8 protein-coding genes are annotated in these 17,323 nt (G+C 41.0%); 5 read left to right on the top strand and 3 right to left on the bottom strand.

The window, feature by feature from the left end:
- Nucleotides 1–4 precede the first annotated feature (4 nt).
- On the bottom strand, nt 5–1,309 hold the full coding sequence (locus tag FNH22_RS24280; protein WP_143401090.1) for a pyridoxal phosphate-dependent aminotransferase: 1,305 nt from the start codon (nt 1,307–1,309) through the stop codon (nt 5–7).
- Between the two features lie 105 nt (nt 1,310–1,414).
- On the opposite strand from FNH22_RS24280, the gene FNH22_RS24275 reads away from it, so the two are divergent.
- The 5 genes from FNH22_RS24275 to FNH22_RS24255 all read left to right on the top strand — a co-directional run bounded on the left by FNH22_RS24275 (nt 1,415) and on the right by FNH22_RS24255 (nt 9,955).
- The gene (locus FNH22_RS24275; protein WP_255518150.1) at nt 1,415–2,701 is read left to right on the top strand and encodes a folylpolyglutamate synthase/dihydrofolate synthase family protein; all 1,287 of its coding nucleotides are present in this window, start codon (nt 1,415–1,417) and stop codon (nt 2,699–2,701) included.
- A 194-nt stretch (nt 2,702–2,895) separates the two neighbouring features.
- Nucleotides 2,896–3,996, top strand: coding sequence for a S41 family peptidase (locus FNH22_RS24270; protein WP_143401088.1), 1,101 nt, complete (start codon nt 2,896–2,898; stop codon nt 3,994–3,996).
- Nucleotides 3,997–4,086: 90 nt separating this feature from the next.
- The gene (locus FNH22_RS24265; protein WP_143401086.1) at nt 4,087–6,501 is read left to right on the top strand and encodes an ABC transporter permease; all 2,415 of its coding nucleotides are present in this window, start codon (nt 4,087–4,089) and stop codon (nt 6,499–6,501) included.
- 138 nt (nt 6,502–6,639) lie between these two features.
- Nucleotides 6,640–9,078, top strand: a complete 2,439-nt coding sequence (locus FNH22_RS24260; RefSeq protein ID WP_143401084.1) for an ABC transporter permease — start codon at nt 6,640–6,642, stop codon at nt 9,076–9,078.
- A 127-nt stretch (nt 9,079–9,205) separates the two neighbouring features.
- Complete coding sequence (locus tag FNH22_RS24255; protein WP_143401082.1) at nt 9,206–9,955, top strand: GIN domain-containing protein; 750 nt, start codon at nt 9,206–9,208, stop codon at nt 9,953–9,955.
- Nucleotides 9,956–10,002: 47 nt separating this feature from the next.
- Here the strand turns inward: FNH22_RS24255 and FNH22_RS24250 are convergent, their stop codons facing one another.
- Together FNH22_RS24250 and FNH22_RS24245 are read right to left on the bottom strand one after the other, a co-directional pair.
- Nucleotides 10,003–10,941: a type IX secretion system membrane protein PorP/SprF gene (locus FNH22_RS24250; RefSeq protein WP_143401080.1), complete on the bottom strand. Its 939-nt coding sequence runs from the start codon at nt 10,939–10,941 to the stop codon at nt 10,003–10,005.
- 19 nt (nt 10,942–10,960) lie between these two features.
- Nucleotides 10,961–17,278, bottom strand: coding sequence for a gliding motility-associated C-terminal domain-containing protein (locus FNH22_RS24245; RefSeq protein ID WP_143401078.1), 6,318 nt, complete (start codon nt 17,276–17,278; stop codon nt 10,961–10,963).
- Nucleotides 17,279–17,323: the final 45 nt, after the last annotated feature.

Genomic DNA, 17,323 nt, shown 5'->3' with positions numbered 1-17,323 from the left:
GCAACTAGTGCAAGGCTAAATACTCTATGAGGCCTTCCTTGATCCGCTGATACGTCTCTTTTTGCTCATCTTTATCGGCTTCCAATAATGTCATTCTGAATCCCAGGAGGTCAGAGGCAAAAGTGGAAATAGGAACTACACACACCTGCTTTGCCGCCAATAGATAATAGACGAAACGTTTATCGAGGGCCATGCCGGGAGTGACCCATGTATCAAGTATTGCCTTGACTTTTGGATCTGCAATTTTCAAAGTTTGTTGATCATTTAGTACACCCTCTTTGAATATAATAGTGTTATAGAAAGCCCCGTTGGTCAGGTTGAACCGGATGCCTTTGATATCTGAAAATACCTGCGTCAGATAGTTACTTCGTTTACCTATCTGCTCGTTGGTTTCTTTGATGAAATCAGCGTAACGAGGGTCTTCCATTATTTCAGGGATAGCTCGCTGCGGTAAAGTAGTCGAACTTACTTCAATCATTTTGGCGTTGTCTATGGTCTGGCAAAGTTTATTAAAATCTGCATCATGTTGCCGGTTATAGTACTCAGCCCAACCACATCTGGCTCCGGGCCATGGAAATTCTTTAGATATTCCCTTTAAAGACATACCGGGGACATCACCGATTACTTCAGCCATACTGGCTGTGCTGGCTCCATTGTAAATAATGTTCTGATAGATCTCATCAAATATCAGGAACAGATCGAATTCCTTAGCAATCGCCACAATGCGTTCCAGAATATGCTTAGGGTATACCATTCCTGTTGGGTTATCCGGGTTGATAACAAGAATACCTACTATGCCCTGGTTGTATTTTACCTTCATATATAAGTCTTCAAGGTCCGGATACCATGAATTCTCAGGATCCAAGGTATAGGTAATAGGTGTTGCATTGGCATGTGCCGCTTCCGCAGATGAGTGGGTGGAATAAGCAGGTGAAGGACCTATCACGCGGGCAGCAGGTTGAAGGAATTGGTAGATCTTGGCTATGGCATCACCTAACCCATTGAAAAACGTTATGTCTTCTAAACTAACCTGGGCGCCATTCAGGGCGTTATTTTTAGCAGCAAGGTATTTTCTTGTTTCCAGCAAACCTTTGGAATGACTATACCCAAAGGTCTTGTCTTGCATTAGTAAATTGATGATGCTTTCTTTCATCCAGGAAGGGAGCTTTCGGTTTTTCTGGATAGGGTCACCAATGTTTTCCCAATGAATTTTGTACCCTAATTCCTGGAGCTTTTCTGCTTTTCTCACAATGCCCCGGATCTCATAAGACAGCTCGTCGGCTCCGGGGCGTAATAAATTTTGACGCATACACTTAAAAAAATTGAACACGAAGGTAATAAGATTCTTAAATCAAATTAAGGATTATGAAATCTGAAGTCTGAAATTTGCCTATTCTTTAATATGATGTTACCAATGACTAATTTTTCTACTTATCAGGAAGTACTGGAATATTTATATACCCAACTGCCCATGTTCCAGCGTGTAGGTGGGACCGCTTTCAGGAAAGATTTGGTTAACACTGAAGCATTATGCGACTTTCTTGACCATCCTCAACATAGATTTAAATCTATTCATGTGGCGGGAACCAATGGAAAGGGTAGTAGTTCGCATATGATCGCATCGGTGCTACAGGAGGCAGGTTATAAAACAGGGTTGTATACCTCGCCACACCTGAAGGATTTTACAGAGCGTGTAAAGATTAATGGAGAACCGGTGACAAAGCACTTCGTGGTCAGCTTTATAAAGAGAATATTGCCGGTGATAGAAACCCTTAGCCCTTCCTTCTTTGAAATTACCGTGGCATTGGCCTTTGACTACTTTGCTCAACAGCAGGTAGACATTGCTATTATTGAGGTGGGAATGGGGGGGAGATTGGATTCCACTAATGTGATACAGCCTGAACTGAGCCTGATCACCAATATCAGTGAGGATCATAAACAGTGGCTTGGAGACACATTGGAAAAGATAGCCTTTGAAAAAGCCGGTATTATAAAAGACCATACGCCGGTTGTGATCAGTGAAAAACAACCTGAAATAACGCATGTTTTTGACCAAAAAGCCATCGACTTAAATGCCTCATTAAGCTATGCTTCCGATGAATATATGGTTTCTACCCAAAATGATAAATGGTCTGTTCGTCTTGATCAACAGGTCTACCTGGAAATAGAGCCAGGGTTAGTAGGTGACTATCAATGTTATAACTTGCCTGGCGTATTAAAGACCATTGAACTTATTGCTGAAAGGGGCTTCCGTATTGAAAAAATACACATTGAACGAGGCCTGGAGCATGTGGTAGCTAATACCGGAATAAAAGGCAGATGGCAGGTACTGGGTGAAAATCCCTTTATGGTTTGCGATGTGGCCCATAACGTAGCCGGGATTAAAAGTATTATGGACCAGGTGAAAAAGAAGCTTTACGGAGAACTTCATATTGTATGGGGCATGATGGGTGATAAGGAAATAGATGATATATTGATGTTGCTTCCGACAAAAGCCTACTACTACTTTTGTCAGGCCGGTATACCCAGAGCTAAAAAAGCCGGAGAGCTTCAAAAAGCCGCCTCCCATCACCAGCTGCAAGGAACTGTGATTGAAAATGTGAACTTAGCTATACAAGAGGCCTTATCTGTGGCAAAAACAGATGATCTGATCTTCATAGGAGGCAGCAATTTTATAGTGGCTGAAATAGACAGTCTTTGAAAAGCAAATATTAAGTAGAGCCCCTGTCCTGGCATGATCCATTGCATTGTGCCATCATGATACATTTAGCTGTACCATAATGATACGTTTTTTATATTGCTCAAATCCTTATTTGTTCATAAGTAATTGATTTTTAGATAATTATAAATATGGCATGTCCTTAGTTATACATCAATATAAAGAGTAAAAAGGGTATGAAAATCTCATTGATCTTACATGTCGTGTTGTTCCAGGCTTTTGCAATGTTGTTGACCATTAGAAGTGAAGCACAGTCATCCAATACAGCGGTTGAAAACTTTGAGGCCTTTTGGAAATTGTTTCATGAAAATTATGCTTCTTTTCATGAAAAGGGCATAGATTGGCAGCAGACCTACAACACATTCAGACCTCAGATTACCAACACTACTACAGATCATGAATTATTTCGGGTGTTGACCGAAATGGTGCGACCTTTGAACGATGCCCATGTCGGTATCAAAGCCAAAAATATTGATACATCATTTTCTGCCAGCCGGATATCGCGTATAAAAAATGAGATTAATTCATTAAAGAATAAGCGTAAGAGATTTAGAGCAATGACGAGAGAGACGTTGAAAGAGTACGGCTTTGAATCTATTAATGAGATAGGCCCCACCTTTCGAGACGAAAAATTATTCAGTTATACTCAAAATGGCAGCATTGGTTATCTCAGGTTCCTGAGGTCTTTTAGTAAGTTAGCCGTAATGATAGGCCCGGGGCTGGATAAGCAGCTGGAAACTATTTTTCACTCTTTTAAAGACCTTGATGCACTTATAATCGATATTCGCTTTAACATGGGAGGTGATGACAAGTTCTCACAGCTGGTGGCTGCAAGACTTGTAAAGGAAGAAACCATTGGTTTCTACAAACAAACCCGGGAAGATGGCGAATTCCAGGAATTGCAAAGCAAATTCATCCCGTCGAAGGGTAAATCCAGGTTTTTTGGACCTACCATATTACTCACCAATGATCGGTCAGTTAGTGCCGCAGATGTATTGGCACTTATGATGGCCGAACTACCGAACGTAACAATTATTGGTGAACGCTCTAATGGATCATATTCTGATCTATACACCAAAAAGCTACCCAATGGCTGGAGGGTCAGCTTAAGCAATCAGCGCTACCTTTCTGCTCAAAAGGTCAATTATGAAGGGGTAGGTACACCGGTTGATATAGAAGTTAAAAACATGCTGCAAGATTTTGAAAACAATAATGATACGGTATTGATCACGGCGATGGAACATTTGAAGGAAATAGGATACGCCTGGGATAAATAAACCTGACAGATCTGAATATAAACAAAAGCAACTTATAGAAAATCAGATCCAATAGAAATAGCAATTAACTACTGTTTAAGCATTTATGTTATGTTAAGAAATTATCTAAAGACTACTTTTCGAAGCTTATTAAAGAATAAAATATTTTCATTTATCAATCTTTTCGGATTGGCCATAGGCATGGCTTCTGTCTTAATGATCACCATTTATGTGAAGTATGAAAGAAGTTATGAAAAATTTTATGACAATGCATATGATATTTTCCGAGTAACCCTTGATCTCTATAATGGGTCAGAATTCGTGGTTAACGACTGTGAAACTTACCAGACATTAGGGCCTGAGTTCAGTGAAAAAATGCCTGAAGTAAGGGATTATGTGCGATTTATGCATTACGGAACAGGTGAGGTTTTTGCTCCATCAACATTAAACCGGCATTACGAGCATAAGATCTACCTTGCCGATCCTTCGGCGTTTACAATATTTGACTATAGTATGCTCTTTGGTGATCCAAGTGTAAATTTTGATGCCCCTTTTAAAGTGGTACTCACTGAAACTATTGCACAAAAATACTTCGGGGAGCTTGATGTGATAGGAGAGGTTATTGAATTAGCCGGATTAGAAACTCCTTTCGAGATAGTGGCCGTTATGAAAGATTTGCCGCAAAACACACATCTGAAATTTGACATGTTGGTCTCACATGCCACTATTCCTAAAGTTTTTACATCGTATGAAAAATATCCATGGGGAGGGAATAATGAGTATACATATCTTTTAATGAATAAGGGAGTAAGTGTAGAGGAATTTAATGAAAAACTGAAGCAATACTCTCTGGATAATGAGAATATTACCGACGAAATCGTCATTTCAGAGCGAATAACAGATATACATTTGTATTCAAACAAAACGTTTGAGCCGGAGGTAAACGGCAGCGCTCAAACGGTCAATTTTATGGTATTGATCGGGATGTTTATCATTGCACTTGCCTGGGTAAACTACATCAACCTGTCCACCGCCAAGTCCCTCGAGCGTGCCCGTGAAGTAGGTGTGAGAAAAGTAGTAGGTTCTTCTAAGACTCAATTGATCAGTCAGTTTTTATTTGACGCATTTATCATCAATTTATTAGCTGCCGTATTCGCTTTTACAATCGTTCAATTGGGTATGCCTGTATTTAGAGATATCACGGGGCAAGACCTGCCGTCAACCATGGTTACAGATCTACAGTTATGGGGCCTGTTGTTAGCGATTATGTTATTAGGGACCTTTCTGGCCGGTAGTTATCCGGCTCTGGTATTATCTTCATTTAAACCGGCTGTGGTCTTAAAAGGTAAATTCACCCGATCTTTTAAAGGCTTATTGTTACGTAAAGGTCTTGTGGTCTTTCAATTTTTGACTACCGTGGTATTACTGTCCGTTTCGTTGGCAGTATATTTTCAGATTGATCACTTATCTACTGCAGACCTAGGTGTTAAAATCGATAACACAGTTGTTTTAAGGTCTCCTCCCAGAATCAAGTATGATTCGGCCTTTGCAGGGCTTGTTAATACCTATAAGAATGAGCTAAGCCAACAATCATGGGTTTCAGGAGTCTCCGTTGCTGAGGCTGTACCAGGTGTAGAATTACATGAGATAAATACCACTACAGGCATTAGGCGTGTGGAGGCGGATGAAAAAGAAGGGACTTTTAATTATTATACCTATGGTGTACAGCCTGATTATTTTAATGTACTGGGTATTCAGCTAGTGGCTGGTAAGTTTTTTCCTGACAAAGCTAAGGCACAAATTGTCATCAATGAACGCGCTGTGGAAACATTAGGTTATGAAAATGCTGAAAGTGCTTTAGGGAAAAAAATAACTTATTTCAGGTACGATGAACCCTGCGAAATAGTGGGTGTGATTCGAAATTTTTATCAACGTTCACCAAAAGAAAAACACATTCCAATGGTCATGTATTGTTCCGGGCAAAGTGACTATCATCTGTTCGTGGTGAAACTGAATACTTCTGATACTAAGAAGGCATTGGCCACTATGTCAGATTTATGGAAAAACGTCTTTGTAAATAGCTCGTTTGACTATTACTTTTTGAATGATCAATACAACCACCAATATCAAACGGACCAAAGATTTGGCAATGTGACGGTTCTATTTACCGTCTTATCCATCATCATTGCTTCGCTTGGTCTTTTCGGTTTATCTTCCTTTACTATTGCCCAACGTACCAAAGAGATAGGGATCAGGAAAGCATTGGGGGCGACGGTATCAGGGATTGTTCATCTTCTGTCTAAGGACTTTCTTAAACTCATTATGATTGCAGGGTTACTAGCTATACCAGCGGCCTATTACCTTGTTTTATTATGGCTGGATAATTATGCCTCTAAAATAGAGTTGGAGTGGTGGCTGTTTGTAATGCCTTTAGCGCTGATTTTAGTTATAGCTATTATTACTATCATAGGTCAAACTATAAAAACAGCAATTCAGAATCCGGTGGGTAGTTTGAGGCATGAATAGATGGATGAACTAAATATTACGATTGGAAAAGAATAAAATAAATGACTCTGGTCGTATTGCAGAGAAATGCAATTCACCCAATAGTGAAATGCCGGTACGGTTACAAGGTACTTTAATTGATTCTAAAAAATATCAGTCATGATAAGGAGCTACATGAAAATAGCCTGGAGGGGTCTTTTAAGACAGAAATTATTTTCAATCATTAACATCTTCGGGCTGGCTGTGGGGTTAACCGCCTGTTATTTGATAACACTGTTTGTCATGGACGAGCTTTTGGCAAATCGATGGCTTAAAAATGTTGACAGACAATATATGATAGAGTCGGATTGGAAAGAGGGGGGGACGGGTTTGGAAATAGTAACGCTTGCACCTTTGGGTAAGGCCCTGACAGAAAACTATCCACATTTGGTGACAGATTATTTTACAGTGCATGCCAGAGGGTGTAATGTTTCCACTGAAGAAGGTAAAAGCTTTCGTCTGGACCTGCAAGTGATTGATGGAGCATTTCTTGAACCTTTTGGTATACCCCTGCTTCATGGTGACCCGGCTACCGCGTTAAATGATATAAATTCTGCTGTGATCCAAAAGGAAGTGGCGCTCAGGTTTTTTGGTAGATCAGATGTTATTGGTGAGACCCTGGTTCTGGAAACAGAGAATGCGAATTACGATCCTGTTGGTAAAAAGGCCTTTGTTATAAGCGGGGTAATTGAAGATATTCCTGAAAACTCTATTACAGATAATCTTAACAGTCGTACAGATATCTATATCAATGGAGAGAACGTAGCCTATTACGGACCTGTCGATATGTGGAATCAATGGAATATAGATATCGTCCAAACGCGCATCGTCTTAGGTCCGGGAATTAAGCCGACTGATTTAACCGGGCCAATGAATGAACTTATAAAAGCTCATGCTCCTCCCTACATGGCCAATAACATAATTCCTAAGCTTACTTCCATGAGTACATATAATTTGACCCAAAACAATGGCGCTAAAAGTAAAATGCTTTGGGTTATTAGTGCTGCAGCTACCTTTATCATGGTAATGGCATTGATCAATTTTGTTAACATTTCATTAGGCATGGCACACAAAAGGATGCGTGAAATTGGTGTCCGAAAAGTGCTGGGAGGTATAAAGCTACAGCTCATAAGACAGTTTTTGATCGAGTCGGTTTTATTGACCATGATTTCTTCTTTACTGGCTATGGGAGTGGTACAGATATTTTTACCTGCTTACGCATCACTTGTCAATAAACCTTTTTTATTCAGCAATGTTAGTACACATTTAATTTACGCGTATTTTGGTGTGATAGCCTTATTTATAGGTATCGCAGGCGGGCTTTATCCATCCTTTGTATTGGCGCGTAAACCCATTTTGCAGTCGTTGAAAGGTAGAACGGTACTTCACAAAAGAAGGCTTAGTTTAAAAGAAGCCTTACTGACTGTTCAATTTATATTGGCATTATTTTTCATTACCGCCAGCGCAATAGTAGCGGACCAAATGGACTATTTTTTGAATAAAGACTTGGGTTATGATGCCAGTGATGTGATTGTGGTAAACTCTGTACCACGCTGGTGGAGTCCGGATGGAATAAAACGCGTTATGGCCGTGAGAAATGAAATGGCGAATGTAGAAGGTGTAACCTCCGTAACCGTTTCTTTTGAAGTGCCTAACGGTCGATATGGCTCTACATTTGACTTTAAAAGAGTAGATAGTCATCAGGAAAACTATTACACGTTAAGTGTTATTTCCTGTGATGAACATTATCTTGAAACTTTTGAGATGGAGTTGGTGGAAGGACGGTTCATCGAATACGGCGACGGCACTGCGGAAAAGATCAAAGTGGTACTCAATGAAACTGCGGCAAAACAACTTTTTGGTGACATTTCACCCATCGGCAGAATGATTCGTGGACGTAATACAGAAGGGCAGGACCCTATTGACCACCAGGTGGTGGGAGTGGTCAAAGACTTTAATTTTGGATCTTTACACCGTGCTATTGAAAGCCAGGTTTTTACACATATGGCAGATCCGCAGTTATACCGCTCTTTTAGCTTTAAGGTGGAGGCTGGAATGGGTTCAGAGGTGCTCCAAAACCTACAAGCCAAATGGAATGAAACATTGCCGGAAGTACCTTTTGAATACTGGTATATGGAAGATGAGCTCACCCGGTTGTATAGCTCAGAACGCCAATTTAAACAAGCCCTGACAGCAGCGGCCTTTTTTGCCTTAGGAGTTGTGCTCATTGGTTTGTTTGGCGTAACACTCCAAAATTTGACCTACCGTACTAAAGAGATAGGCATACGAAAGGTGCTTGGAGCAAGTGGTTTGAGTATGGTAAAGCTTTTCACCCGTGACTATGCTCTTATCTTGATCCTTTCATCAGCTGTGGCTTTACCACTTACCTATCTTATGATGGAAGGCTGGTTATCCAGGTTTGTCTATCGTATTGAGCAGTCGCCCTGGATGTATACGAGTATATGGATACTTTTTGCCTTGTTTAGTTTGCTAATGATCAGCCTGGAAATATTCAAGGTAATAAGTAAGAATCCTGTGGATAGTTTGAGATATGAATGATGTGAAGATAGTTGCTTGAGGGGCAGTTATTCATAGTTTGTCAAATATATATCTCGTTCAAGAGCAACCTTTTTATATAAAATTCATCTTTTATTAAAAGATTGCAAAAACTCAACATTTAATTAGTATGAAACTCCTGACATTATTACTTGCCACGTCCCTTTTATCACCAATAGTATATGGTCAACAAAAGTCCATAAAACTGGAAGAGGTGGAATATTTCAATAAGATCTCTGTGGGACCAATGATCAACCTTGAATTCACACAGGGAGAAACGGAAAGTGTGGAGGTCAAATACCGTAACGTTGAAGAGGATGACATAAATATTAAGATAGTTGGAAAAACCCTTAAGGTTTACCTTGATAAGTCCAAATATTTGCCACAAAGGAGAAAAGAACAAACGGGTTCATACTACCAACGTGTAAATGTTTATGAACGCGCCAGTGTAACAGCTGTGGTAACGGTACGAGACCTGAAAAAGATCGAGTCGCGAGGTGAAGAGCGGATCTATTCTGAAAAGGGTTTAATTACCGACAAACTAAAAATCAAAGCTTACGGAGAATCTGACATCAGGTTAAACTCGTTAAAAGCAGACAGACTGAAAGTAGTGATGTATGGTACACATAACCTGAAAATCAAAGAAGGTATTGTGAAAAGACAAGTAATCAAAGGCATAGGAGATAATGTGGTGAAGAATACTGATCTTCTGACGGACCGCACTAAAGTGGGCATAATAGGAGAGAGTCACGTACGTATTAATGCCCGTGATTACCTTAGGTTAAGTTCACTTGGAGAAACTACATTGGAATATAGTGGTCTTCCACGAATAAACCGATGGTTTACGATTGGTGAGAACGATATGCATCAAATGAGATAGTGAATATCACTCACCAAGGGAAGGTATGATCTATGCGATCACCTTCTTTATTCATACTGGAAGTAACTGGGGCATTCGGCATTTCCATGTATTTGCCGTATTCTGAAGCGATAATTTAACGTAAATTCATGTGTTCCGTTGGAAAACTGTGCAATGTCAGAAGTAGTCCAATCGTAAGAATACCCAAAGTGTAATTGATCCGATAGTTTAAGGTCAAGATATGTAATAACAGCGTCAATGTTTCTATAAGATGCTCCTATACTGAAAACTTCATAGAATATAAGCGCTGCGTTGACGTCAAGACTTAAGGGTGAACCTTCTTGTGCCCGAAGAAGAAGAGCTGGATTAAAAACTACTTGTCTTGTACGGTTTAATGGAAGTAAAAACCCGCCATAAAGATAATAGTACCTGGCTTCCCGGATTTCTCCTAATGCACTTTCTATCCCATCAGTGGAAAGAGAATTGTTCAATAAAAAGGGTACGGAGAACCCTGCAAAGAAGTGCTTATTATGAAAGTAAGCTCCTGCGCCAAAATTAGGACGAAACTTATTGTCAAGGCCTCCAAAAGAGGCATCTCCTTGAGAAAAAAGGTTGAGGTCGCTAAAATCAGCAGATACCATATTAAAACCGGCCTGCAAGCCCAGGGAGAGCTTGCCGGCCGGTGTTTTTAGAATATATGCATAACTTCCGAATATGCTTTGATTTCTGTAACTCCCGATCTCGTCATTAGTTATCATTGCGCCAAGACCCATTCTCTCCTTCAATAATGATGTGTGTCCTGAAATAGAGAACGTTCGAGGGGCTCCATCAAAATTCACCCACTGATTCCTGTATTGAGTTGTCAAGCTCATCTGGACATGGCTGCCTGCATATGCAGGGTTTAGAGCCAGGCCATTAAACAAATACTGTGAGTAAACAGGGTTTTGCTGTGCCCTTACATTTGAAAAACCAATAACTAAGACAACGCAAGTTAGAATGTATCGCATTCTTAGGAAGTTTAAAAAATTAATTGACTATTTCCATGTATCCTGCCAGAGGTTCAGATTCATCACCTTTATCTATTACATAAAAATAGGTGCCGTCCGGAAGATTAGTGCCGGTGATGCGCATTCCTTTGTTAGAAACACCATCAAAAAATACCGACGAGTTATCATATCCTTTATCCTCATATACTAATGTACCGGCTCTATTGAAAATTTTCACAACATTATTAGGAAAATCTTCGATACACTCTATAAGGAAAATATCGTTCAGGCCATCACCATTTCTGGAAACTCCATTGTAAGGGTTGATCTCTGAAAGGATAGTAAAATCCTCTGATACGAAACAACCTAATGTAGTCCATACGTTTACTGTATACTCTCCTGCAGGAACTTCCGTCAGGTTCGGACCTACAACTACTCCTCCATCAGGAGTTTCCCATGCGATACTGTCTACTACCACATCGTTGGTAATAGACAGTGATGCGAAACCATTGGATTGTGAACAACTTGCATTTTGTATGATAAACTCAAACTCAGGGAAATCCTTATCTTCAATGATCACCTCGGTAACAGGGTTAGATACGCACCCTGTAGTCCTGTCAGTAGCTATGACCGTGTAGGGTCCAACAGAAAGGTTGCTATAGATCTCACCGGTAAAGTCAGGAGTTCCTGTGGCCTGTTGACCATTAAACCAATCGAATATATAATTACTGGTTTCACCATTTACGGAAACGGACAATACGCCATTATCAAATTCACAACTGGTAACATGCGATATGATTTCTATCGTAGGGTCAAATACCTGGGGTATATCTTCCCCGATGGTGATCTGAGCTGTAGTAGAACAACGGTCAATATCGTTGGTAGCCACTACTGTATAAGTTTGTGCTTCTAATCCTGTAAACTCTGTTCCCACATAAGCAGGTGCACCCGATACGGTAGAGCCCACATACCACTCGAACGTATGTCCAATGAAACTGCCATCAACGGAAGCTCTGGCTACCCCATTTGCCAGCGAAATATCACAAACAGTAATTGGAGCAACTTCCTCGACCATTAGATTCGGAGGCGTTTGCTGTAATTCTATATTTATTGATTCTACTGCTCTACATTCAGCAGGATTATTAGGATCAACAATTACCACGCTGTATTCGCCAGCATCAAGGCCTGAAATCAGCTTTCCGGACCCAATACCGCTACTTGTGGTCACATTGGTCCAATCATAAGAATATGCGTTGCTTCCGCCTGAAGATACCGTGGCAAACACACTTCCATTAGGTGTCTCACAGTTCGTAACTGGTGTGGCAGATAAACGCGTGAAAATGGGCGCTTGTTCTAATTGCAGTGTGAACAACCCTTCAACCGTACATTGTGAATCATTGTTAGTTACTGACACATGATATTGTTTGGTTGGGCCAGAAAAAGTTAAATTTTCAATACGTTCGTTACTGGCACCTACACCTGTAACTATACTGCCAATGCTGTTATCTTCTCTCCAGATAATAGTATAACCGGTGGTGCTGTTACCAATCACCTGAACTTCTAAAAAGCCCAGTAAATTATCATTGTCCGTGTTATCTCCATCATCGTCCTGACGACAAATGGTAGGGTTTTGAGAAGAGATAAGGCTTATGGAAGGGTCATTGATCGTTTCATCCTCTATTTCAAATTGTATCAACGTGGTAATACATGAATTAACCGTATTAAAAGCTCTTACAAAATAATTACCTGGCGTTAGGTCATTAATGGCATTTGACGTATTGGGTGCAGCTGCGGTTGGCAATATATTATTGCTTGCATCGAACCATTCAAACGTATAACTGGCAAGATTGCCCGGTGTTCCATTCTCATTTACATTATTAATCACTGCCGCTCCGGTGTTTATGTCACACCTGGAAAAAGGTGTCACCGCAAGGTCTGCTGCTGCTACACTGATAACAGGGGTGTTATCCCGGATCTGGAACGTACGTGTGGTACTACAACCCGTGAAACCAGCCGGACTGGCAACGATATCTTCCACAGAAACAGTGTAGAACCCTGGTTCCAGGTTAATAGCTTGTTCATTATTCGCTCCACTTACATTTGATGCGGATAGAGGAGTAGAAGTATCTTCTCCGGTAAACCAATTGATATTGAAGTCGCTCAGAGGTCTTGCTCCGGAATTAACTGCTATTTCTATCAAACCGTTGGCGGCTGTACCAAGGCAATTCGTATTCGCGTCAATTGTAGTGGCTTCAACAATGGGAAATTGTACATCAAATTCTATAGTGGCCAGTATCACAGGATTCTCACATGACGTAATACTAAGGTTGTCAGGAATAGCGGTAATTACATATGTGCCGCTATCCAGGCCAGTAAACTCGTAGTTGAAAGTGGCAGGTGTGCCTCCGTTTGGTGTACCTGCACTTCCAGGTATTGTTAGTCTGGGAGAACCACTAACCGATGTCCCTTCATATAACTCGATGCTATAATTATCCTGGTTAAAACCTGCCAGAGTAGTTGGTGTAAGCCTTACGGTTACGTCCCCATTGTTGTTTAAACATGTGGTGGCAGGAGATGCATTTACCAAAGCTAATTCATGACGGTTTGCCAGTGGTAAATTGAAAATACCTACTTCTTCACACCCGGTCACCGTATTTACTGCCAGAACAGTGTAATTACCCGCTGTCAGGTTGGAAGCCGTGGATGAATTAACCCCGGTTTGATTAAAAAATGCAGTTGAGGTAGCAGGATCTACTACACCGTCATACCAACTTATGTCATAACTAGCCGTATTAGGGATGATGTTAACAGTCAAAACCCCACTATTGGCGCTACAATCGGAAGGAAAAGAAGATGCACTTCCGTCCAGTGAAATGTTGATCACAGGAGCAGTGATGATGATAGAAGCTGTTTGAGAGACACAATTTGTGGTATTGTTAAAAGCAACTACGGTATATGTACCTGCCACAAGGCCATTTAAGACATTCCCTGTTTCCGCATAGTCGGGTGAACTCTTCACCGAAGAACCATCATAATATGAGAAAGTATAGTCGGAGATATTACCCGGTGTTACGGATGCAGTAATTGATCCGTTGAATGGAGCACAGCTGGTAACATCTGTTTTATTCAGAGATAGTGTAGGTGTTACCACATTGGGTAGGATCAGTACGTCATCTGTTATATCACACCCTGTATCGGTATCTGTTACTTTTACAGTATACGTACCTTGGGCAAGACCTGTAGCTGTAGTATTGTTTGTATTACTGGCCAGTAGGTTAGCGGCATTCGTGTTTTGTCCTTCAAACCACTCAATGGTCACGTTGGTAGCCCCTGTGAAATTAACGGTTGCCGTACCATTGGGTAAGCCCGCATCACAGGATGTCATAGGTGTTCCAACCAATGATGAGATTGCCGGAGGAACCGTTCGTTCTATGGTAACTGTTTCCGGGTTAGAAGTACATCCTGTAGCATTATTGGTGGCTACTACGGTGTACGGTCCGGCAGCCAGGTTATTTCTTACATTACCCACAAAATCCGGGGTAGCTGTTACTGTATTGCCAATATACCATTCAAAAGTATGACCAACAATTCCTACACCAGTTACTTCTACTGAAACAGCACCCAAAGGATCTGTTGAACACGATATATTTGTCACTTGGACATCTATAGAAAATGGGGGTAAATCATCATTGACATCATCTGATTGACTAAAACTACATCCTGTTGATTTCTCAGTAACTTCCACTACATAATTGACTCCTTCTGACAGGCCTGTAAGTTCAGGATCTATACTTAATATATCAGAAGAACCAAATTGGAACCATTTAAAATCAAAGTTAGTTGAAGGTTCACCACCATTTACCACAGCAGTTAACGTTCCATTTGGATTTTTGCAATTAGTGTTATTAGTAATATTTATGGTCACGTTTATGGGCTTATTCGTTCTGCCAACAACAACCTGCACGGTATCCGAACTACATAGAGCTGAGACATGTGTAGCGAAAACAGAATAAGTCCCTGAATCCAGCCCGGTGTAAATAGCGCCCTGGAAATCCGGTGCTCCGGATACCACTGTACCGTCATACCAGTTAAAAATATAATCTGCTGTCTCTTCGGCACTTCCTACCAACCTGAAAGCTCTTGCCGAGCCATTGGGCGGCGCAGAAGTACCGCAACGTACATCGTCTGTGCCTACGGCTGTTACCGGGAATGGATCAGGGCCTACAAGACCTTGAATTACATTATCATTGTATTCACATTCCAGAAATTCAGTATTGGGTAATGAGACCGGTGTAGGTATGGTAGAACCATTGTCATTCAATACTATAAATAAAGTGAAGGCAGATCCGGGGCCTGTCACCGTGATGTTATTTACATCAAGCGTGTCCCCCATACTAAAGTTATTGAAGTTAAATACTTCGGTTTCCAGGTAGGTCGCTCCTGCTTGAAAGGGATCTCCGTTATAAAAAGAGACAGGAACATCTCCGGAAAGAGCAGCATCACCCTGGTTGGTAATCCGGAAGGAAACGTTGAAGTCACGTTCAGGACACAGCGGTTGATCTATTGAAAGGGAGTTTTGAACAAACGATAAGTCAGGAGAAACATACACCGGGCATCCCTGAGAATCAAGAAAAGGAGACTGGTTCAGAAAGTTATTCAAAGGACGGTTAGGGCCTTGAGTACATGATCCTGTAGACCATACCAAGTGGTGTTTTTGTAAATTCACCGGAATGGATAAGTCATCATTTACGTTGGCGTTAAAGTAACCATGTTGGTTCCAAAGCCTTCTGGCCGGCACCCATGGTTCACTATCAGATTTATAGATCCTTACTTGAGCTTGTGCGCTGAATTCCAGATCACAAAAATTCTTCTTATCACCCGAAACGGCATCAATCGTACCACATAACACACATATTTCTGTTGAACCATCTGCGTCAACATCGGCTACAATCGGATAATCCACACTTGTTCGTGATATACATTGTTTTTGAGTGAATACGGTGCCGTCGGTTCCGTTGATAATGTATAGCCATTGTTCATCGCGATACACAACCTCTGTTTTACCATCTGCATTGAAGTCAAACAGGGTACAACCTGTAAACCCTGAGGTTTCTTCATTCACGTCTGCGCGCCATTTCTGATTGAAATTTTCATCCAGCGCGTACAAGAACCTACCGGATACAAAAGATACATTTAATTGACCATCACCATCCAGGTCGCCAATGTTCAGACGCCCTGTTCCGTTTTTCCAGCCTAGTGCATAGTCATTCTCGTTTACAGAAAGACCTGAACACTTTAACGTTGAAGGGGACACCTTGGGAATAGGGTCGTTAAACATTTTTAGCGCATTGTTTTCAACATCCCAGAAAAAGACTGTAGTAATATTTTCAGAGTCTTTTCCCGTAGTGATTACATCTAAAAAACCGTCTTGATTGTAGTCAGCGATACTGGTGGAAGATTCCTTACGCTTTACCCGATATTCTTTGCCACCCGGTAGCGTTGGCATTTTTGCTACTGAAGTTAATGATCCCGATCCGGCGCTTCCGTTTCCTAAATTGACATTGAAGATAGTACCTCCTGATACCAGTTCAAGATCTGCACCTCCTCTGATGTCAACTGCGACTGGTCCTCCGTTTATTGCATTCCATTTACCGTCATCCGGACTTTTTATAATGAGAGTACCTGTCCTTGCGTCACGTACTTCATCCTTATAATATAATTCTACTCTTCCGTCACGGTTGAAGTCTGCCAGTCCCATATGTACAGGATCCCGTTCCATTCTTTCTCCATCCACCTCATCAGAGGACCAAAGTTTGTTAAGATTACAGTCATATGCTGAGATCCTGTAATCTGTAACTCTAATAGTTCCGTCGTTTCTAAATTCGAAAAATTCTTCTACACTAAAAACCTCGCCACAATTGTCATCATCAATATTCCCTATGGCTACTCTCCAAGAAGGGCGAATTTGACCATCTATCGTTGTAGTGCTCTTTATGTTTCCTGATGCACCATCTAATATGAACAATTTGTCGGCATATTTACTTTGTGTGACAATATCAGGTATCCCGTCTCTGTCCAGGTCACCTATGGCCATACGACCGATATGGTCGGCAGTACTGTCAGGTGTCGCAAAGTCAAGTGTCATTGAAAAGGCGGGGAATTGGTTGGGCGTCGCCTGACACTCAACATCATTACCTACATAGAAACCTTCACAATCGGCACTTTCTCTACAATCACCGTCAAAACAATCAATAAAGCCATCACCATCATCGTCTATGCCATTTCCGCATTGCGTCTCCTGGGCATAGGCAAAGAGGGCCATTAAGAAAAAAAAGAAAGTAGAACATAGCTTTTTCATATCTCAAAAAATTAATTCATTACCTGAAAAACAATCACAACATGC

Source organism: Fulvivirga sp. M361, assembly GCF_007097395.1.
GTDB lineage: Bacteria > Bacteroidota > Bacteroidia > Cytophagales > Cyclobacteriaceae > Fulvivirga.
The sequence above is the reverse complement of the archived record's forward strand: the minus strand, read 5'-3'. Positions and strand labels throughout refer to the sequence as shown.